The 20238-nt window shown below is 72.1% G+C and carries 19 protein-coding genes; 8 read left to right on the top strand and 11 right to left on the bottom strand.

What is annotated here, in order from left to right:
• Positions 1-149 precede the first annotated feature (149 nt).
• From ABZ956_RS02195 to ABZ956_RS02185, 3 genes are all read right to left on the bottom strand, one after another.
• On the bottom strand, positions 150-770 hold the full coding sequence (locus tag ABZ956_RS02195) for a LuxR C-terminal-related transcriptional regulator (RefSeq protein WP_361885574.1): 621 nt from the start codon (positions 768-770) through the stop codon (positions 150-152).
• 20 nt (positions 771-790) lie between these two features.
• The gene (locus ABZ956_RS02190) at positions 791-1975 is read right to left on the bottom strand and encodes a pyruvate carboxyltransferase (protein WP_361885571.1); all 1185 of its coding nucleotides are present in this window, start codon (positions 1973-1975) and stop codon (positions 791-793) included.
• Between the two features lie 81 nt (positions 1976-2056).
• Positions 2057-3994 (bottom strand): FAD/NAD(P)-binding protein, encoded by a 1938-nt coding sequence (locus ABZ956_RS02185; RefSeq protein WP_361885568.1) that lies wholly within the window; start codon positions 3992-3994, stop codon positions 2057-2059.
• 250 nt (positions 3995-4244) lie between these two features.
• On the opposite strand from ABZ956_RS02185, the gene ABZ956_RS02180 reads away from it, so the two are divergent.
• Genes ABZ956_RS02180 through leuD form a run of 4 tightly spaced genes read left to right on the top strand, consistent with a single transcriptional unit; the run spans position 4245 to position 8114 of the window.
• A complete protein-coding gene (locus ABZ956_RS02180) occupies positions 4245-4829 on the top strand; it encodes an isochorismatase family cysteine hydrolase (protein ID WP_361885565.1) in 585 nt (194 codons plus the stop codon).
• Positions 4830-4869: 40 nt separating this feature from the next.
• On the top strand, positions 4870-6057 hold the full coding sequence (locus ABZ956_RS02175; RefSeq protein WP_361885562.1) for a pyridoxal phosphate-dependent aminotransferase: 1188 nt from the start codon (positions 4870-4872) through the stop codon (positions 6055-6057).
• 53 nt (positions 6058-6110) lie between these two features.
• Complete coding sequence (leuC, locus tag ABZ956_RS02170; RefSeq protein ID WP_361885559.1) at positions 6111-7511, top strand: 3-isopropylmalate dehydratase large subunit; 1401 nt, start codon at positions 6111-6113, stop codon at positions 7509-7511.
• 15 nt (positions 7512-7526) lie between these two features.
• A complete protein-coding gene (gene leuD, locus ABZ956_RS02165) occupies positions 7527-8114 on the top strand; it encodes a 3-isopropylmalate dehydratase small subunit (protein WP_361885557.1) in 588 nt (195 codons plus the stop codon).
• Positions 8115-8170: 56 nt separating this feature from the next.
• Here leuD and ABZ956_RS02160 read toward each other — a convergent pair whose 3' ends face one another.
• A complete protein-coding gene (locus ABZ956_RS02160) occupies positions 8171-8974 on the bottom strand; it encodes a winged helix-turn-helix domain-containing protein (RefSeq protein WP_361885554.1) in 804 nt (267 codons plus the stop codon).
• Between the two features lie 64 nt (positions 8975-9038).
• On the opposite strand from ABZ956_RS02160, the gene ABZ956_RS02155 reads away from it, so the two are divergent.
• The 3 genes from ABZ956_RS02155 to ABZ956_RS02145 all read left to right on the top strand — a co-directional run bounded on the left by ABZ956_RS02155 (position 9039) and on the right by ABZ956_RS02145 (position 12154).
• Positions 9039-10508, top strand: a complete 1470-nt coding sequence (locus tag ABZ956_RS02155) for an MFS transporter (RefSeq protein ID WP_361885551.1) — start codon at positions 9039-9041, stop codon at positions 10506-10508.
• Positions 10509-10566: 58 nt separating this feature from the next.
• The gene (locus ABZ956_RS02150; protein ID WP_361885548.1) at positions 10567-10986 is read left to right on the top strand and encodes a cupin domain-containing protein; all 420 of its coding nucleotides are present in this window, start codon (positions 10567-10569) and stop codon (positions 10984-10986) included.
• Positions 10987-11146: 160 nt separating this feature from the next.
• Positions 11147-12154, top strand: a complete 1008-nt coding sequence (locus ABZ956_RS02145) for a TauD/TfdA family dioxygenase (RefSeq protein WP_361885545.1) — start codon at positions 11147-11149, stop codon at positions 12152-12154.
• 71 nt (positions 12155-12225) lie between these two features.
• Here the strand turns inward: ABZ956_RS02145 and ABZ956_RS02140 are convergent, their stop codons facing one another.
• The 4 genes from ABZ956_RS02140 to ABZ956_RS02125 form a co-directional block, all read right to left on the bottom strand.
• Positions 12226-13158 carry a LysR substrate-binding domain-containing protein gene (locus tag ABZ956_RS02140; RefSeq protein ID WP_361885542.1) on the bottom strand — a complete coding sequence of 311 codons (933 nt, stop codon included), beginning with the start codon at positions 13156-13158 and terminating at the stop codon, positions 12226-12228.
• 29 nt (positions 13159-13187) lie between these two features.
• Complete coding sequence (locus ABZ956_RS02135; protein WP_361885539.1) at positions 13188-13946, bottom strand: helix-turn-helix transcriptional regulator; 759 nt, start codon at positions 13944-13946, stop codon at positions 13188-13190.
• A gap of 239 nt (positions 13947-14185) precedes the next feature.
• Positions 14186-14788, bottom strand: coding sequence for a TetR/AcrR family transcriptional regulator (locus ABZ956_RS02130; RefSeq protein WP_361885536.1), 603 nt, complete (start codon positions 14786-14788; stop codon positions 14186-14188).
• 51 nt (positions 14789-14839) lie between these two features.
• A complete protein-coding gene (locus tag ABZ956_RS02125; RefSeq protein WP_361885533.1) occupies positions 14840-15889 on the bottom strand; it encodes an SIS domain-containing protein in 1050 nt (349 codons plus the stop codon).
• A gap of 167 nt (positions 15890-16056) precedes the next feature.
• Here ABZ956_RS02125 and nagB point away from each other — a divergent pair, with 167 nt between their 5' ends.
• Positions 16057-16842 carry a glucosamine-6-phosphate deaminase gene (gene nagB, locus ABZ956_RS02120; protein ID WP_361885531.1) on the top strand — a complete coding sequence of 262 codons (786 nt, stop codon included), beginning with the start codon at positions 16057-16059 and terminating at the stop codon, positions 16840-16842.
• Positions 16843-16871: 29 nt separating this feature from the next.
• On the opposite strand, the gene ABZ956_RS02115 is transcribed toward nagB, so the two are convergent.
• From ABZ956_RS02115 to ABZ956_RS02105, 3 genes are read right to left on the bottom strand one after another with little or no spacing between them, the layout of a single operon-like run.
• Entirely contained in the window at positions 16872-18356 is a 1485-nt protein-coding gene (locus ABZ956_RS02115) for a glycoside hydrolase family 3 N-terminal domain-containing protein (protein WP_361885528.1), read from the bottom strand.
• A gap of 10 nt (positions 18357-18366) precedes the next feature.
• Positions 18367-19206, bottom strand: a complete 840-nt coding sequence (locus tag ABZ956_RS02110) for a carbohydrate ABC transporter permease (protein WP_361885525.1) — start codon at positions 19204-19206, stop codon at positions 18367-18369.
• Positions 19203-20180: a sugar ABC transporter permease gene (locus ABZ956_RS02105; RefSeq protein ID WP_361885522.1), complete on the bottom strand. Its 978-nt coding sequence runs from the start codon at positions 20178-20180 to the stop codon at positions 19203-19205. Before ABZ956_RS02105 ends, ABZ956_RS02110 begins: the two co-directional genes overlap by 4 nt.
• Between the last annotated feature and the right edge of the window lie 58 nt (positions 20181-20238).

The following is a 20238-nucleotide window of genomic DNA, read 5'->3' as shown; positions in this document are numbered from 1 at the left end:
GTCCACAATGCTGAACAGGACCACCCACCCGGGACGGCCGTCCCGGGCCCCGCGTAGACGTCCGCCCTCCCCGCACAGGAGGGCGGAGCGAGGACCGCGACGCCTGCAAGCCCTGACGGCGGCGCGGCCCTCGGGATCGGCCGGAACCGTCACGGAGAACCGCACGCTCCGCGGCGCGGACCGGCCGATGGCAGCTCCGGGCTGCGGTGCCGGACAGGTTGAGGGTCCTGTCCCGGCGCCGCGGCCCGCGGGTCCCGCAGCAGCAGCACCGCCTCGATGCGGGTGCGCACCCCGAGCTTGGCCAAGGTGTGCGAGACATGGCTCTTGACCGTCCCCGGGGTGATGCTCAGGCGGGCGGCCACCTCGGCACTGGAGAGCCCCTGCCCCAGCAGCGTCAGGACGGTGCGCTCCCGGCCCGAGAGGGTGCCCAGCAGCTCCGTCCGGCGCCGGCCGCCCACGGCGGGGGCCGGCCGGGAGGCCGGAGCGGCCCGCAGGGCGAACAGCTCCGGCGAGATCACCACGTTTCCGGCGGCGACCGCCTGGACCGCGGCGGCCAGCCGCGGCCCCTCGGTCTCCTCCACCAGGCAGCCTCGCACCCCGCAGGCCAGGGCCGTCTCCAGCCTGCCGCGGGTCCAGCCGGAGCCGATGAGGAGGACCCGCACGCCCCGGTCGGTCAGGGCCGCGACCGCGCCGGTGAAGTCCTCGTGCCGGCCGACCGCCACCACCGCCACGTCCCTGACGGCCGCCGGGGAGCCCGGGCTCGTCACCATGTCCCTCCGTCTGTCGCCGCTCAGGCGCCGACCAGCTGGTCCGCACCCTGGAATGTCTTGATCAGGCGCTGCTTGAGCACATCGAGGTCCTCGCAGTCGCCGCCCACGCGCTCGGCGATGTGCACGCGGTACAGCTCGTGCAGCTGCGCGTCCTCGACGGTGACGCCGATCTGGTCCAGGAGGTGGCGCAGCACCGCGCGGCCGGAGTGACGGCCGACGAGGATGGAGCGCTCGCGGCCGAACCGGGCGGGCTCGACGTACTCGTACGTGGCGGGGTTGCGCAGCAGGCCCTGCTGGTGGATGCCGGCCGCCGTGCCGAAGGCGTAGGTGCCGAAGATCGCCTTGTTGCGGGGCTCCTCGAGGTGGATCACCTTGCGCAGGTGGGTGTAGGCGTCGTACATGGCGGCGAGGTCGATGTCGGTGTAGATGCCGAGCTTGTCGCGCTTGTAGGCGAGGAGGGCGGCCACCTCCTCCAGGGGCGTGTTGCCCGCGCGCTCGCCGATGCCGCCCAGGGTGGCCTGCACCTCGTCGGCCCCGGCCCGCAGGCCGGCCACGGCGTTGGCCAGGGACAGGCCGAAGTCCTGGTGGCAGTGGGTGGCGATGCGGATGGGGGCGGGGGCCCACTGGCGGAAGGTGCGGATGAGGTCGGCGTACTCCTCGGGGGTGAGGGCGCCGGAGGTGTCGGCGACGACGAAGCAGGTGGCCCCGGCCTCGATGGACTCCTCGGTCAGGGCCCGCAGCAACTCGTGCTCGCCGCGGCTGGCGTCCTCGATCCCGACGGAGACCTCCGCCACGCCCAGGGAGCGGGCGTAGGAGACGGCGTCGACGACCTCGGCGACGCCCTCGGCGCGGGTGATGCCGCGCTTGTACTTCAGGTGCATGTCGCTGCCGGTCGCCGCGACCTGCACCTGGTGGTTGGCCGTGCCGCCGGCCTCCACCGCCGTGGCGACGTCCTGGCGGACGGCGCGGGCGAAGGTGGTGAAGCGGGCCTTCGTCAGGTTCTTGGAGATGAGCTGAGCGGCCCTGAACTCGCTGGGCGAGGAGGCCGGGAAGCCGGCCTCGATGTAGTCGACACCGAGGGCTTCTATGCGCAGAGCGATGTCCAGCTTCTGCTGGGGGGTCATCGCGTTGCCGGGTGCCTGCTCGCCGTCGCGGAGCGTCGTGTCGAACACGGAAATCCGGCGGGCCTCAGCTGTGTTCTGCATTCTTCCTGCACTTCCTAGCCTCGAACCATGCGGCGCATGGTGACGGTCCGGTGCGTGAACTGCTCGTGGTGCGTGGTGCTGCTAGCCGAGCGAGGGCTGCAGCGCCGCGATCCCGGTGAGGGCGTGGCCCGCGATGGCGTCGGCGTCGCGGACGAAGTCGGTCCAGAAGCCCGGCCGGCTGCTGCCGCCCTGCATGAACCAGCGGGTGTGCTCGGTGGGGATCCCCAGGACGTACAGCCCGGTGTCGGGTTGTCCGTCGGGGCCCACCGGGTGGTAGGGGGGGCCGGTGACCGCGACACCGCCGGTGCGGAAGGCGCCGGGGCCCTCGCCGTTGACGTAGTCGGTCCACAGGCCCCGTTCGACGAGCCGGCGGGTCAGGGGTGCCGGGTCCCGCCGCAGGTCAGGGGAGGGGATCCGGGCGTCGATGACGGTGGTGACGCCGACCTCGGATCCGGCCACGTACGGGGAGGAGACGACGAAGCCGTCCCCGTCGTGGGTGAACTGGGTGTGCGGCCCGGCGATGCGCAGCAGTCTGCACTCGATCAGGGCGGCGACCTGGCGCAGCCTGACGCGGGGCGGTCCGGCCGCCAGGAACGAGCTGCGGGCCGCGTACCAGCCGATGAAGTCGTCGCGGTGCGAGGCCGGGTGCAGGCCCGCGAAGTCCACGAAGGACCGGATGAGGGCGCGGGTGTCGCGCAGGACGTCCAGGGCCGCCTTCAGCGGGGAGTCGGAGTTGCCCTGCTCGGCGTGGGCGAGGTCCTCGTCGATGGCCTGGAGGAGTTCCTTCTCGAACGCCTCGGGGTGGGGGTAGGAGCGGCCCTCGAAGGGCCGGGCGAGGGCGTCGAGGTCCAGGGGCGGCAGGTCGCCGGCGCCGTGGCGGGCGGCGATCGCGGCCACCGGCGGCAGGGCGCTCTCGGCGGCCCGTGCGGTCTCGGCGGTGAACGCCCGGGCCGCGGCGGCGCCACGCTGCCGGCGCAGGGCCGTGGCGTAGTAGACGAGGCGGGCCTCGGCCAGCAGCCAGGGCAGGATGTCGGCCTTGAAGTCGAGGGTGCCGTGGGGGCGTTCGCGGCGTACCCGCTCGGCGGTGATGAGCTGGGGCGTATAGGTGAAGTTGGCGTGCTTCTGGTTGCGGCCGCGGGCGGGCAGCGGCATGCCGCTGCGGGAGCCTGCCACCAGGAACGGCTCCCGTCCGCTGGGTGCGTAGACGAGAGCGCCCGCGCCGTCCTCCGCGAACGTGCCGCCCCGGCCGACGGTCAGGGCGGCCATCACGTCGTAGAAGGACAGGCCGAGGCCGAGGACGCCCACGGACGAGCCGGCGGGGATCTCCTCCAGCGCCATGTCGGCGGCGGAGTCCCCGCGGATGTAGCGCAGGCCGGGCCGGATCGCCGCGAAGTCGGCGAGTTCCTTCTGGCGGCCGCTCAGTTCGGGGCGGGCGTGGCCGGTGACGAGGACGACGCGGTCGGCGAGGAGGCGGGAGCCGTCGGCGAGGGCGAGGCGGTAGCCACCGTCGGCCGGTTCGACGTCCTCGACGGTGCCGTGGACCTCGTGCAGCCGGACGTGGGCGGGCAGCGCGGCCTTCACGGCGTCCAGGACGAAGAGCATGTAGCGGCCGTGCAGGGCACGCGGCGCGTAGCCGTTGTCGCCGGGGCAGTCGGGGTCGACCGTGCTCCACCACTGGGCGAGCGAGGGGCCGGCGCCGGGGCGGGCGGGGCCGTCGTCCGGCGGGCCGGAGAACGAGGAGACCTCGCCCGCCACGGTGTTCATGAGGAAGTGCGCGGGCTGGTCCGAGCGCCACACCCGGCCGCAGCCCACCTGCACGTCGTCGATCAGGTGGATGTCCACGGGCCGTCCGGGGTGTTCACCGGCCAGCCGGGCGGCGAGCCGTTCGAGCACCGACAGGCCGCGCGGTCCGCTGCCGACGACGGCGATCCGGTACGGGGCCGCTCCGGATCTCCCCCGGTCACCGGGGACGGAGAAATCTCCGGTAAAGCGGTCATCGGCAGGGTGCGTCAAAGCCATATCTCTCTCGGAATTCTCACCGCTGCCCCGGGATCCGTGCTCGCACGGCGGGGCGGTGGAGGTAGTCAGGACGGACTGGCCCAAGCGATTGCGTCTCCGACCCTAGAACGGCCCAAAAGCCCGTTCAACAGCTCGTTGTTCATGCTTGCCATGAATCCCGCTCATGAAAAGTCGGCAGGGTTTTCCGGGAGAATTCCGGTGGTACTGTGTGGCCCGTCCCGAGCCCCTCCACCGGTAATTGGAGAAAAGAGTGGAACGACGTCCGGCGCTGCTGGTGATGGATCTCATCAACGAGATCGTGCACCCCGACGGAAAGTACGCACAGGACGGCTACCTGGAGCAGGTGACGCGGCGCGGGGTCCTCGAGCGGGCGGCGGAGGCCATCGCCCTGGCCCGGGCGAAGGACATCCCGGTGATCTACGTCGTGGTCGGCTTCTCCCCCGACTTCGCGGAGTGGCCCGAGGAGTCGCCCGTCTTCCGCGAGGCCCGCGAGGAGCGCCGGATCGTGCTGGGCACGTGGGCCACGCAGGTGCACGACTCGCTGGCGCCGGCGGACGGCGAGCCCGTGGTGGCCAAGCACCGGCTCAGCCCGTTCCACGGCACCGAGCTGGACCGGCTGCTGCTGGAACGCGACGTCAACACCCTGCTGCTCACCGGCGTCACCACCGATCTGGTGGTGCTCTCGACCGCCCGTGACGGGCACGACCGCGACTACTACGTCGAGGTCCTGGAGGACGCCACCGCCACCGCGGACGACGAGCTGCACGAGGCGGCCCTGAAGGTCCTCGCCCGCACGGCCGACATCACCACCGTCCGACAGGCCCTGGCCGGCTGAGGCGGGCCCCTCCCCCGAGCACGCACAGGAAGGCAGCACCGTGCAGAACCGCCGCGTGGTGGCGACCCGGGTATCCGGAATTCAGAATTCAGCAACATTCGCCGTTTTCGAGACGGTGCGGGACCTGCGGGCACGCGGGGTGCGGGTCCTCGACCTCGGTGGCGGCGAACCCGACTTCGACACCGATCCGCACATTGTCGGGGAGGCCGCCACGGCATTGACGGACGGCGATACGCACTACACGCCCAGCCGTGGCATACCCGAGCTTCTGACGGCCATCGCGGAAAAGCTCGGAAAGGACAATGGAATCACCGCCGACCCGGCCGGCGACATCATTGTCACGCCCTCCGCGAAACATGCGCTGTTCATTTCCCTGATGTCGCTCCTCGACCCGGGCGACGAAATCATCATCCCCACGCCCAGCTGGGTCAGCTACGCCTCGATGGCCCGCCTCGTGGGCGCGGTCCCGGTCCTGGCCGAGCTGAGCGCGGCGGACGGCTTCCGGATCACCCGTCAGGTCCTCGAGGCGCAGGTGACGCCGCGGACGAAGGTCCTGCTGATCAACACGCCGAACAACCCGACGGGGCGGGCGCTTTCCGAGCGGGAGGCGGCGGACGTCGCGGCCTTCGCGGCCGCGCACGACCTGTTCGTCGTCGCCGACGAGATCTACGAGCGGATCCGCTACGACGGCACGCCCCACATCAGCCTCGCGAGCCTGCCCGGCTGCGCCGGCCGCACGCTGACCGTCAACGGCTTCTCCAAGGGCTATGCCATGACCGGCTGGCGGCTCGGCTGGGTCAGCGGCCCCTCCGATGTCATCGCCCATGTCCTCAAGGCCCAGCAGCACACGGTCGGTTGTGCCGGCTCGTTCGTCCAGCGCGGAGGCGTGGCCGCCCTCACCGGGCCGCAGGACGCCGTGCGGGAGATGGCGGCCGAGTACGCCGAGCGCAGGGCGCTGATCACCGACGGGCTCAACGCCCTGCCCGGCATCCGCTGCACCCCGCCGGACGGCGCCTTCTACGCGTTCGCCGACATCCGCGGCACGGGGTTCCCCGGCTCCGCCGCGTTCACCGAGTGGCTGCTGCGGGAGGCGGGCGTCGCGGTGACCCCGGGCACCGCCTTCGGGCCCGGCGGCGAGGGGCACGTCCGGCTCTCCTTCGCCACCTCCCGGGCGGTCATCGAGGAGGCCCTGGAGCGTACGGCCGGCGCCCTGGCCCGGCGCGGCTGAGCCCCGCGCACCACCACCGGCAAGCACCATCGAAACGAGGAGCGGCACTTCACATGGGTTCGACACTGGCGCAGAAGGTGTGGGACGCGCATGTCGTACGGCACGGCGGGACCGGGGAGGACCTGCTCTACGTCGATCTGCAACTGCTGCACGAGGTGAACACCCCCCAGGCGTTCGACGCCCTGCGCGCGGCGGGACGCACCGTGCGCAGGCCCGACCTCACCATGGGCACCGAGGACCACAACACCCCCACACTCGCCCTCGACCGGATCATCGCCGACCCCTCGGGCCGCCGGCAGGCCCAGCTGATGCGGGAGAACTGCGCGCGGTCCGGCATCCCGCTGCACCGCCTGGGCGACCCCGGCCAGGGCATCGTGCACGTCATCGGCCCCGAGCTCGGCCTGACCCGGCCCGGCATGACGATCGTGTGCTGCGACTCGCACACCACGACGCTGGGCGCGTTCGGCGCGCTGGCCTTCGGCATCGGCGCCAGCCAGGTGGAGCATGTGCTCGCCACCCAGACGCTGCGCATGCGGCGGATGAAGAGCATGCTCGTCGAGATCCCCGGCAGCCTCCCGGACGGCGTCACCGCCAAGGACCTCATCCTCGCCCTGATCGCGCGGATCGGCACCGCGGGCGGCCAGGGCCACATCATCGAGTACCGGGGCGAGGCCATCGACGCCCTGTCGATGGAGGCCCGGATGACCCTGTGCAACATGTCGGTCGAGGCGGGCTCGCGGGCCGGCATGATCGCGCCCGACGAGACGACCTTCGCCTACCTCGCGCAGCGGCCCGGGATGCCGCAGGGCGAGGCGTGGGACGCCGAGGTGGCGTACTGGCGGACCCTGCGCAGCGACGAGGACGCGGTCTTCGACACCACGGTGACCCTGGACGCGAGCACCCTGAGCCCGTACGTCTCCTGGGGCACCAACCCCGCCCAGGCCGTACCGCTGGACGGCCGGGTGCCGGCCCCCGGCGACTTCGCCGACGAGGCCGAGCGGGCCGCGGCCGAGCGCGCCCTGGCCTACATGGACCTGCGCCCGGGCACCCCGATGAAGGACGTGGGCGTCGACACCGTCTTCCTCGGCTCGTGCACCAACGGCCGGATCGAGGACCTGCGCGCCGCCGCGGGCGTGCTGCGCGGCCGGCGGGTCGCCGACGGCCTCCACATGATGATCGTGCCCGGCTCGGCGCAGGTGCGCCGACAGGCCGTCGAGGAGGGCCTGGACCGGATCTTCGCGGAAGCGGGCGCCGACTTCCGGGCGGGCGCGGGCTGTTCGATGTGCGCCGCGCTCAACGAGGACCGGCTGCGCCCCGGGCAGCGGGCGGCCTCCACCAACAACCGTAATTTCGAGGGCCGGCAGGGCAAGGGGTCGCGCACCCACATCGTGTCGCCGCCCGTCGCCGCCGCCACGGCCGTGGCCGGCCGGCTCGCCGCCCCCGCCGATCTGTGAGGTCGTGGAAAAGCCATGGAGAAGTTCACCGTCCACACCGGCACGGCCGTGCCGCTGCGCCGCAGCGATGTCGACACCGACCAGATCATCCCGGCCCGCTTCTGCGTCAGTTCGAGCCGGACCGGGCACGCCGGCTCCCTGTTCGCCGACTGGCGCGACGACCCCTCGTTCGTTCTCAACCGGCCCGAGCACCGCGGCGCGACCGTGCTGGTCGCCGGGAACGACTTCGGCACCGGGTCCTCCCGCGAGTACGCGGTCTGGGCGCTGCAGGACTATGGCTTCCGGGCCGTGATCGCCCCGCGCTACGGCGACATCTTCCGGGGCAACTCGCTGCTCAACGGCCTGCTGACGGTCGTCGTGCCCGCCGGCGTCGTCGAGCGGCTGTGGCAGGAGATCGAGACCGACCCGGCCGTCCCCGTGGTCGTGGACCTCGAGCGGCTCGAAGTGCGCTGCGCCGGCGTGGTGCAGCCGTTCGCCCTGGACGGGGACGTCCGGGCCCGGCTGCTGGCCGGGCACGACCTGATCGCCGCCACCCTGCAGTACGAGGACGAGATCGCGGCCTATGAGCGCGGGCGCCGCCCCGCGCTGCCCACCACCCGCTGAGCGCACGACCCACGGCGCGGGGCCCGGACACGGAAGGTGTCCGGGCCCCGCGCCGTTCACGCGTCCACGGCCAGCCCGAAGGTCTCCCGCAGCCCCTCGGCGCCGGACGCGGTCAGGTGCACCACGCGCGGGCTCGCGCCGTAGCGCAGCCAGCCGAGGTCGAAGAGCCTGGCGGTGATCGCCGCGCCCAGGGCGCCCGCGAGGTGGTGCTGGTGCTCGCTCCAGTCGACGCAGTAGCGGATGGCCGGGCGCCGCTTGGGCAGGCGGTCCACCTCGACGCCGAAGGCCGCCAGGTGGCCTCGGCCGCCGTCGGTCAGCCGGTAGGCGCTGTCGTGCCCGTAGGCGGAGGGCCGGTCCCGTACGGCCCGCTCGGCGCGGTGGATGCCGTCGTGCCCGGTGAGCACGTCGCGCTCGAGCAGGGCGCGCATCAGGGCCACGCCGAGCTGCCCGGCGAGGTGGTCGTAGCAGGTGCGGGAGCGGTGCAGGGCGTTGGCGACGCTGCTCTCGCGCAGCGAGGTCACCGGCAGCGGCGGGGCGATGAGGGCGAGCGCCTCCAGCGCGGAGCTGATGTCCGGGCCGGCCAGCCGGTAGTAGCGGTGCCGGCCCTCGCGGACTGCGGTGATCAGGCCGCCCTCCACGAGCTTGGCCAGATGGGCGCTGCCCGTCGGGGCGCTGACGCCCGCCTCGGTGGCCAGCGCGGCGGCGGGCAGGGCCCGGCCGTCGCACAGGGCCTTGAGGATCCGCGCGCGGGAGGGGTCGGCGATCAGAGCAGCGGCACGGGCGATGTCGGTCTGGCGGTTCAGCCGGCCGGCGGTCCGTCCCTCGTGCCGCGGGCCCTGCAGGGTGATCTCGGCGCTCATGCCCTCACCGTACGCCGACAACACTTCGCCGGGGAACGAAGTATCCGGAGCCGAGACTGTGCTCATGACCGTCACCGACCCCACGGCCGACCGGCGGCCCGTCGCCGAGCCCGACCCGGCGCCCGCTCGTCCGCCCCTCGCCCTCACCCCTCTGATCGCGCTGAGCCTCGGCTACTTCCTGGTGATGCTGGACGTCACGGTCGTCACCGTGGCGGTGCCCGACATCCGTTCCTCGCTGGGCGCCGGAGCGTCCGCGCTGCAGTGGATCGTCGACGGCTACAGCACCCTCTTCGCCGGCCTGCTGCTGCTCGGCGGCGGCCTGGGCGACCGGCTCGGCCACCGCCGGATGTTCCTCGCCGGGCTGGCCGTCTTCGCCCTCGCCTCCATCGGCTGCGGGCTCGCGGGCACCACGGCCGTGCTGGTGGCGGGCCGGCTGGCGCAGGGCGCCGGAGCAGCGTTCCTCGTGCCGGCGTCGCTGGCGCTGCTGCAGGCCACCTACCCCGACCGGGCGGTGCGCGCCCGGGCGATAGCCATCTGGGGTGCCGTCGCCTCCATCGCGTTCGGCGCCGGTCCCGTGGTGGGCGGCCTGCTGATCGCGGGCCTGGACTGGCGGGCCGTCTTCTGGCTGAACCTGCCGGTGGGCGCGCTCGCCATGGTGTTGACGGTGCGTCACCTCCCGGCGGCGACCCGCAAGCCCCCGGCCCACCGCATGGACCCCGCGGGCCAGGTGCTCGGCGTAGTGGGCCTGGTCGCCCTGGCGGGCGGCATCAACGAGGCCGGCACGGCGGGCTGGGGCTCCCCCCTCGTCCTGGGCTTCTTCGCCGTGGGCGTGGTGGCGCTGGGCCTGTTCGTCGTGGTCGAGCGCCACCTGGAGGCCTCGGTGAAGGTCCGGCCGGAGGGCCGGGCCCCGCTGCTGCGGCTCTCCCTCTTCCGTACCGGCGCCTTCTCGGCCACCGCCCTGATCGGCCTGCTGATCAGCCTGGGCTACTACGGCATGCTGTTCCTGTCGACCCTCTACTTCCAGCAGGAGCGCGGATACGACGCGCTGACCACGGGTCTGGCGCTGCTGCCCTCGGTCTGCATGGGCCTGATCGCGGCCCCCGTCTTCAGCCGGGTCGCCGCCCGCACCGGCCCGTACGTCCCGATGACAGCCGGGCTCTTCCTGGGCGCCGCCGGGTTCCTCGGCTGGCTGCTGGCCGGATCCGGCACCCCGTATCCGGTCCTGTTGTTCGCCCTGATCGCCACCGGTCTGGGCCAGACCATGACGGCCCTGGCCTCCATGGCCGCCATCATCGAGTCGGCCCCGGCGGACGGGGCGGGCGTGGCCTCGGCGGTCTTCAACGTCTCCCGCCAGGTGGGCAGCGCCGTCGGCGTCGCCCTGTTCGGCACCCTCGTCGCCACCTCCGACCACCTCACCGACGGCCTCCACCTCTCCGCGGCGCTCGCCGCGGCGTCCTTCCTGACCGGTGGCGTGCTCGCCATCGGCGCCCGGCGCAGGACCGCCGCCGCTGCCGCCGCGTCCGCCACCGCCTAGCGGACGTCCGTCCCCGTCGTCCGCTCCCAGCACCCACCCACCAGGAGAAGAAACCGCCATGACCGCCCCTGCTCCCGCTCCCGCTCCCGCGCACGACGACGCCCCCCGGCGGTCCCGGCCGGCCACCGTGCTGCGCGACCTGCTGAGCCCCGCCGGCCTCGACGCCCTCGAATGGTCGTCCTGGGTCGAGGCCGGCCGGGCCGGCGTCGAGTTCGTGCCGCTCTACACCACCGAGGGCCCCCGGCCCGCGACCGGCCTCATCTCCCGGATGAGCCCGGGGGCGCACGGAGACCTCCACGAACACCTCGGCTACGAGGCGATGTTCGTCCTCCAGGGAGAGCTGCTCGACGACAGCGGCGCCCGGTACACCGCCGGTGACCTCGTCGTCGTGGAGCCCGGCAGCGTCCACCAGGTCAGCACGGAGACCGGGTGCGTCGTCCTCGGCTTCCGCGACGCGCCGACCGCTCCGCTGCGCTGAGAGACCGGGCGGGGCACGTGCAGGCAACACCCCCGACCCACGTGTCCCGCCCTTTTCCCGTCTTTCCTCCATCTTTCCTCCATCGGACGATGCCGAGCCCCCACGGACCGGCCGAAACTGATCGCGACCACAAGTCGAACTGTTCTGGGGAAAGCGAACAATGGAACCCTTTTACGTACTGACAGACGCAGAGCGCGACGAGCTTCGTGCGGTCCTGGAAACTGTCGGAAAGAACCCGTACGAGGACTATCCGGCCTTCTCCCGCACCGTGGCGGACGTCGTGGACCGGGGCGAGGTCCCGGTCTTCTTCCGCGAGGTGTGCGCGCGCATTCGCGCGGAGCGTGAATGCGGGGCGTCCGACGCCCATGTGCTGCGCAACTGCCCCCTCGACACCGAGATTCCGGTCCTCGACCTGGACGACCCGATCGCCGACAAGCACCGCAAGAAGAAGACCTTCGTCGGCGAGGTCTTCCTGGAGCTGTTCGGACAGCTCGTGGGCACCCCGCTGCTCTCCTACGCCACCCGCTTCAACGGCGACTTCTTCACCGACGTCATCGCGATCAACCGTTACAGCGGAAAGCAGACGGGGTTCAGCGACAGCGAGCTGGTCTTCCACAACGACCGTACCGCCCACCCGGTGCGCGCCGACTTCATCTCGCTGCTCGGCATGCGCTGCCCGGAGGGCGACTACATCTACACAGGCTTCGTCGACGGCCGCAGCCTGCTCGCCCACCTCTCCGAGGAGGAGCAGGAGACCCTGCGGCAGCCGTACTTCATCACGCCCTTCGACGTCCTCTCCCGCGACAACAACGGTGACCTGACGGACTCCGGGGAGCACGCCATCCTGGAGAACCACCACAGCTTCCGCTACCTCGACACCAGCACCACGGTGGTGCCCGGCGGTCCGGAGAAGGCGAAGGACGCGCTGCTGGCGCTGAAGAACGCGCTGGTCAAGGCGGAGAAGAAGCGGCACCGCGTGCTGCGGGGCGACCTGTTCACCTTCGCCAACCAGGACGGCCTGCACAGCCGGGACAAGATGGAGATCAACGACCCCGAGCGGGCCCGCCAACGCTGGCTGCTGAAGACCTACGCCTTCCGCGACCAGGCGGCCGCGGACCGGCACGCCGACCGCTGGATCGACGGCATCCGGGGCCGGGTCGGCGACTGATCACGCCCCTCGCACCGATGACACCGCGGTCCGTACGCCCCGACTCCACGGGGCGTACGGACCGCGGTCGTTCACCGGGCGGCGGCGCCATCGCCCTCCGGGAGCGCGGTGCCGGCGGCGGTCCGCGCGCACCAGTCGCTGCCGCGCGCGAGGGCCTGGGCGGTCGTGACGAAGGCCATGACGGCCGACGACTGCTCGGGCGTCCCCCGCACCGCTATGCCGAGCTGCCGCCTGACGGCGGGCTCGAAGGGAACGGTCCGCAGGTCGGGCAGGGCGGCGGGCAGGGCCAGCGACGGCAGCACGGTGACGCCGATGCCCGCGGCGACCATGCTCAGCAGCACCTGCAGGTCCTGGATGCGGTGGGTGACCCTGAGCCTGCTGCCGGCCGCCTGGAACAGTTCCCGGAGTGTGGGTTCCACGCCGTCCGCGGGCAGCAGGATCTCCTCCTCGGCGAGCCGGCGGACGGTCAGGCTCGAGGACGGGGCCCACCGGTGCCGCTCGGGCAGGACCACCCGCATCTCGTCCTGCAACAGCGGATACGTCCTGAGATGGGTTTTCGGCAGCGTCACGATCCCGACGTCCACCCTCCGCTCCTGCACCATCTCCGCGATGCTGGTGTCGTTTCCCTCCCGCAATACGATCTCCAAATTCTGGAAACGTGAGCGGAATTCCGAGATGAGCCGGGGTAAGAGCTGGAGGGAAAAGCTCTGGCTCGTGCCGATGACGATCCTGTGGTCGGTCACCCTGGGCGTGGACTGTGCGTCCAGGCGTATCTGTTCCACATTGCGCAGCGCGGACCGCGCATGGTCGATGATGCGCTGCCCGGCCCGGGTGAGGTCCACTCCCCCGCGATCACGCGTCATGATTCCCACCCGGAGTTCCGCTTCGAGGCTCGCCATGGCATGGCTGACCGCTGATTGGGTCACCCCCAGCTTTTCTGCCGCCTTCGTAAAACTTCCGGTGTCAGCGATGGCCACGAACGCTGCCAACTGTGAAAGCTTCATTGTTTTTCCGTTCCATCGACCGGCACGCCTCAGCCGGTCAGTGACTGACGGCCCCGACCGGGCGCCGACATCTGCTGCATCAACAGCACGGCCTCGAGCCGGCTGCGTGCGCCGAGCTTGGTGAGCACGTGCGAGATATGACTCTTGACCGTGCTGGGGGACACGTTGAGGGAGGACGCGGCCTCGGCAGTGGAGAGTCCTGCGGCCAGCAGGGCGAAGACCTCGTGCTCCCGGGCGGTGAGGGTGGGGGGAAGGTCCTGCGGGCGGTGCGCGGCGCGCGGTCCGGCCCGGGGGGCGGGGACGGCGGGCGTCTCGGCCGCGGGGAGCCCGGGCAGCCCGCGGTCCAGCAGTTGGGGGGAGAGCAGCCGGTGCCCGGAGGCCACCGCGAGGGCGGCCGCCGCCAGGCCGCGGGCAGCCTCACCCCGGACGAGGCAGCCCGCGGCGCCCGCGGCGAAGGCGGCCTCCAGGGGACGCCGGGTCCAGCCCGTCCCCACGAGCAGGACGGGGATGCCGGCGGCGGCCAGGGTCCGTACGGCGGCGGCGGGAACCCGCCCCGCGTCGAGGGCGAGGACGGCCACGTCCACCCGGTCCAGCGGCCATTGCGACAGCGGCAGCCGGCTGTCCACCGTGCGGACGGCCGACAGCCGGTTCCCCTCACGCAAAGCACTGCCGAGGAAACTCAGGGAGCCCGGGTCGTGAGCGGCGAGCAAAACGACGGTGTCCGTGTGGGCGGCGTCGACGGCTCTGCTTTTTCCGGCGCGTACGGGATTCCCGCGTAAAGCTTCCATGACGCCTTTCTCCTGCGACTCTCACTCAGGGAGGGGGAAAGAAAAGGCAGCTGGGCAGCGCGCGCTGTGGTCGGACAACCCCCCGTGTCGACTTGGCGCAGAAGCTGATGCGTAACTTACATTCAGACAACTCTCGTCAGCAAGGCGGGAAGAACTGCCGACGCCTTTACCTGAAGTATTCAATCCGCTTGGTCACACCGCCGTAGTAATGCGCGTTACCCCGGTGCGGCGGGCGCCGGCTAGGGCCGACCGGGCCAGGACCGCATCGCCGCCGCGGCCACCGCCTCCAGTTCCGTGCGGCTCGCCCCGTCGCGCGCCTGCTGGGACATGCCCTGGAAGACGGCCTGGACGAAGCGGGCCAGCGTCGGCGCCTGACCGGCGGGCAGCTCGCCGGCCTCCGCGCCCTGGCGGATTCTCGCCTCCAGGCCCTCGGTGACCTCACGCCGCCGTGCGCGCAGCGCCCGCTCCGCCTCGACCGAGGCGGTGGTGCCGTGGTCCCCCGCGGAGATGACCAGGCAGCCGCGCGGCCGGCCCTCCGTCGTCAGCTCGGCCGCCGCCTCGCGCAGCAGCCGCTCCATGGCCGCGCGCGCGGTCGGCTCCTCGCCGACGGCACGCTCCACCCAGGCCCCGTAGCGGTGGCGGTAGAGGGCGAGGGCCTCGCGGAAGAGTGCCGCCTTGTCGCCGAAGGCAGCGTAGAGACTGGGGGCGCCGATGCCCATGACCCGCGTGAGGTCGGCGATGGACGTGGATTCGTAGCCATGGGCCCAGAAGGCCAGCAGGGCCTGTTCGAGCGCCCATTCCCGGTCGAAGGAGCGCGGCCGCCCGCGCTGCTTGGTCGCCATGCCCGAATTTTATAGCGATCACTAGATAACGTGCCAGGGATTACCGTGGCGCTATCGCGTCTCCGTGACCTTGGCCAAGGCCCTCGGGGCGTCCGGGTCCTGTCCCCGCGCGATGGTGATCTCGTAGGCCAGCATCTGCAGCGGAAGGATCTCCAGCACCGGCTGCACCTCCTCGGCCACTCCGCCGGTCGGCAGGGCGAAGCCCGCGGACGCCTTCGTCACCTCGGCCGCGCCGCCGACGACGAAGAGGTCGGCACCCCGGCCGCGCAGCCGCTCCAGCACCGGCTGGAGGGCCTCGCCGCCCTTGCCCTCGGTCACGATGGCGATGACCGGCGATATGTTGTCGACCATGGCCAGCGGCCCGTGCAGCAGGTCGGCGCCGGAGTAGGAGAGAGCGGGGATGTAGCTCGTCTCCATCAGCTTCAGCGCCGCCTCCTTGGCCGTGGGGTAGCCGTAGCCGCGCGAGGTGAGGACCATGCGCTCGGCGAAGCGGTAGCGGCTCGCGAGCTGCTTGACCTCCTCGCCGCGGGCCAGGACCCGCTGGGCCAGCTCCGGCAGGGGCTGCGCGGCGGCGCCGTCGCCGCCGCGCAGCCCCTCGACGAAGAGGTAGAGGGTCATCAGCGAGGCGGTGTACGTCTTGGTCGCCGGCAGCGCCCGCTCGGGGCCGGCCAGGATGTCGAGGTGGTACTCGGAGACCGCGGCCAGCGGGGAGTCGCGGTTGTTGGTGACCGCCAGCGTGACCGCGCCGGCCTCGCGGGCCGCCCGGGTGGAGGCCACCAGGTCCGGGGAGCCGCCGGACTGGCTGACGGTGATCACCAGGACATCGGTCAGATCGGGCCGCGCGTCGTACGCCGTCGTCGTCGACATGGAGGTCAGCCCGCAGGGCAGGCCCAGCCGCACCTCCAGCAGGTACTTGGCGTACAGGGCCGCGTTGTCGGAGGTGCCGCGCCCGGTGAGCAGCACGAAGCGGGGCCTGCGGGCGGCGATCAGCCGGGCGGTCTCACGGATGCGGGGCGCGCCCTCGTCGAGGATGCGGCTCAGCACCACGGGCTGCTCGCTCATCTCGCCGGACATCATCATGCCCGGCCGCTCGCTCGACATGCTGGGTACCTCCCGGTGCCGCCTGCACGACCGACTGCCAGTCGACCACGACGGGTGCTGAGCCCGCCAGCCGGAACCAGCCGGAACGGCCCTCGGGCCGCCGGTTGAGCTCTGCTAGATTGGTCTATACCACCGAGTATCAGTCTTTTAGATCGGCAGGCCCAGTCGTGGAAATTGTCATCGTTCCGGACGCCAAGGCAGGCGGCGAACTGATTGCGGACGCCATTGCCGCCCTGCTGAACCGCAAGCCCGACGCCCTGCTCGGCGTGGCCACCGGCTCCACGCCGCTGCCCGTCTACCAGGCGCTGACGGCCAAGGTCCGCGCCGGTGCCGTGGACGCCTCGCGCGCCCGCGTCTGCCAGCTCGACGAGTACGTCGGCCTGCCCGCCGACCACCCGGAGTCCTACCGCTCGGTGGTCCTGCGCGAGGTCGTCGAGCCGCTGGGCCTGACCGAGTCCTCCTTCATGGGCCCCGACGGCACCGCCGAGGACGTCCAGGCCGCCTGCGAGGCGTACGACCGCGCGCTGCCCGCGGCCGGCGGGGTGGACCTCCAGCTGCTCGGCATCGGCACCGACGGGCACATCGGCTTCAACGAGCCCTGCTCCTCGCTCGCCTCCCGCACCCGCATCAAGACGCTGACCGAGCAGACCCGCGTCGACAACGCGCGCTTCTTCGGCGGCGACATCGACCAGGTGCCGCACCACGTCATCACCCAGGGCATCGGCACGATCCTGGAGGCCCGCCACCTGGTGCTGCTGGCCACGGGCGAGGGCAAGGCCGAGGCGGTGGCGGCGAGCGTGGAGGGCCCGGTCTCGGCGTTCGTGCCCGCCTCCGCGCTGCAGCTGCACCCGCACGCGACGGTCGTCGTCGACGAGGCCGCGGCCTCGAAGCTGAAGCTGGCGGACTACTTCCGCGCCACGTACGCGGCGAAGCCGGCCTGGCAGGGGCTGTAGTCGTTTCCGGGGCTCCGCCCCGGACCCCGCTACAAGCCCACGATCACCTCGGCCGCGGCGACCCCACAAACCCGCGCCGCACCGTGCGTGGCGATGTGCAACACCCCCGTCGGCGGGGCCTCGTCGAGGCCCATCTCGACCACGACCGTGTCCGGACGGGCCGCGACCAGGTCCCCCAGGGCACGGGCCATCCACGGATGCCGGTGCACGTCACGGACGACGGCCACGATCCGTCGGTCGCCGGCGGCCCGCAGTACGTCCTCGGTGCCGGCCGTGTCGCGGCCGTAGGTACCGGTCCGGGTGCCCGGCACCAGCCGGGCCAGCTCCGCGCCGACGCCCCACGGCGTCTCGTCCCCCACCGCGATGTTCGCCAGCGGCGTGAACGCGGCCACGTACACGGGCCCCGCCACCGGCACGTGCTCCGCCGCGGCGGTCACCCGCAGGGCCCGGCGCGCCGCGGTCAGGCCCACCTCGGGCGCGGGCGCGGTCCCCTCCCGCGCCGCGCCCGCGCCCGAAGTCCAGCGCGCCAGGGCGCGCACGCGCGCGGCGGCGTCGGCGAGCCGTTCCCCGGACAGTTCGCCGGCCCGTACCGACGCCACGAGCGCGTCGCGCAGGCGCAGCACGGTCTCCTCGTCGGCCAGGCCGCCGCCCACGCAGATGGCGTCGGCGCCGGCGGCGATGGCCATGACGCTGCCGCGTTCGATGCCGTACGTCGCCGAGATCGCCCGCATCTCCATGCCGTCGGTGACGACGAGGCCGTCGAAGCCGAGGCCGCCGGCGGTGACGGGGGCGCGCAGCAGGCCGTGCAGGGCGGCCGGGCTGAGGGTGGCGGGCAGGGCGGGGTCGAGCGCGGGCAGCAGGATGTGGGCGCTCATCACGGCCTTGGTGCCGGCGGCCACGGCCGCGCGGAAGGGCACGAGTTCGCGTGCGTACAGCGTGGTGAGGTCCGCGTCGATGCGCGGCAGGTCGTGGTGGGAGTCGACGGCGGTGTCGCCGTGGCCGGGGAAGTGCTTGGTGCAGGCGGCGACCCCGGCGGCCTGCAGGCCCTCAACGTAGGCGGCGGTGTGCCGGGCGACGAGGTGCGGGTCGGCGCCGAAGGACCGTACGCCGATGACCGGGTTGTCCGGGTCGGAGTTGACGTCGGCGGACGGCGCCCAGTTGAGGTTGACGCCGCACGCGGCGAGGCGGCGGCCGAGCTCGCGGGCGACGGCGCGGGTCAGCGCGGTGTCGTCGACGGTGCCGAGGGCGAGGTTGCCGGGGAAGGAGGAGCCCGTACGGACCTCCAGGCGGGTGACGTCGCCGCCCTCCTCGTCGATGGCGACGAGCACGTCGTCGCATTCGGCGCGCAGCCGCGCGGTCAGGGCCGCGAGCTGCTCGGGCGAGGCGATGTTGCGGCCGAAGAGACCGACGGAGTGCAGTCCCTCGCCGAGCCGGCGCAGCAGCCAGTCCGGGGCCGTGGTGCCCGTGAAGCCGGGCTGCAGGACCGTCAGGGCGTCTCGGGTGAGCGTGTCCATGGAAGTAGTGCTAGCCCTTCACTGCGCCGGACGTGAGGCCGCCGACCGCCTTGCGCTGGAGGATGACGAAGAGGATGAGGATCGGCACGGCGAAGAGCGAGGAGGCGGCCATGGTGGCGCCCCAGTCGTCGCCGAAGGTGGTGCGGAAGCCGGTGAGCCACACCGGGAGGGTCTGGGCGGCCGGGTCCTTGCTGAGGATCAGGACCATCGGGAACTCGTTCCAGACGGTGATGAAGCCGAAGAGCGAGGTGGCCATCAGGCCGGGGGCCAGCAGCGGGAAGATCACCCGGATGAAGGCCTGGGTGCGGGTGCACCCGTCGACCATCGCGGACTCCTCCAGCTCCTTGGGCACGGCGGCGACGTAGCCGCGCAGCGTCAGGACGGTGAAGGGCAGCACCATGACGGTGTAGATGGCGGCGAGCGGCACCAGGCTGTTGAGCATGTCCGCGTCGCGCACGATCATGTAGTACGCGATGACCATGACCTCCCAGGGGGCCATCTGGGCCATCATCATGACGAGGATGAAGCTCTTGCGGCCCTTGAAGCGCATGCGCGCGACGGCGAAGGAGGCGAGCAGCGCGATGACCAGCGACAGCCCCACCGCTATGAGGGTGACGGTGAGGGAGTTGCCCACGAGGGTCCAGAAGCCGTCCGCCTCGACCGCCTTGGTGAAGTGCTCGAAGGTGGGGCTGGTGGGGAACCAGACGGGGGTGTCGCTGATGATGTCCTTGTTGGCCTTGAAGGCCGTGGCGAACATCCAGTAGACGGGGAACGCGAAGACGGTGAAGAGGACGACCGCCGTCACCCCCGGCCAGGCGCGGCCGATGCCGCCGGGCAGTGAGCGCTTCACAGCTCGTCCTCCTCTTGCTTGAGAACCAGGCGCAGGTAGTACGCGGTCAGGGCCAGCAGGATCACGATGGTGAGGATGGAGATCGCGGCGCCCATCCCGAAGTGCTGGCCGCCCATGCCCTCCTGGAAGGCGTAGACGGGCAGGGTCTCGGTGAGCCGGTCGGGGCCGCCCTCGTTGATCGCGAAGACCTGGGTGAAGGCCTTGAAGACCCAGATGACCTCGAGGAACGTCGTGGCGAGGAAGAACGGCTTCAGGAAGGGGAAGGTCACCGAGGTGAACCGCTTCCAGGCGCCGGCGCCGTCCAGGGAGGCCGCCTCGTACAGCTCCTTGGGGATGGTGGTCGTGGCCGCGTAGAGGTTGATCGCCACGAAGGGGACCGACTGCCAGACGAGCAGCACGGTGATCACGAAGAAGGTGGACAGCTGGCTGCCGGTCCAGTTGTAGCCGTCCATCGCGTGCCAGCCGAGCCCGTCCAGGACGTGGTTGACGACGCCGAAGCGCTGGTCGAAGAGCCACTGGAAGACGGTGGTCGCGGCGACGACGGGCATGGCCCAGGCGAGGACGAGGCCGAGCGAGAGCAGCAGTCGCAGCTTGGTGCCCAGCCGGGCGAGCAGCAGTCCGACGAGACAGCCGACCGCCATGATCAGGACGACGTTGGCGGCGGTGAAGACGACCGAGCGGCCGGTCACGGCCCAGAAGTCGGAGCTGCCGAGCGTCTCGGTGTAGTTGTCGAAGCCGGTCCACTCGGTGACGTGCCGGATGAGCTGGCGCTTGTTCAGGTTCTGGAACGACAGCAGGCCGTTCTTGACCATCGTCCAGCCGAGCAGCAGCACGGTGAGGACGACGGTGGGGAGGATCAGCAGGTACGGGACGCTCCACGCGGCCCGGTCCGTGCGGGTGCGGGGCGGCGGGCCACCGCCTTTGCCGATCCGGGGGGCGGTGTCCGCCGCCGCCTCTTCGATCTGCGCTGACATCGTCGTCCGCCTTCTCCCCTGTCAAGCATGTCGAACGGTGGTACTGCCGCTCCCGGTC

The organism is Streptomyces sp. NPDC046261, assembly GCF_040646235.1.
Lineage (GTDB): Bacteria > Actinomycetota > Actinomycetes > Streptomycetales > Streptomycetaceae > Streptomyces.
This window is presented reverse-complemented; position numbering and strand designations above follow the sequence as displayed.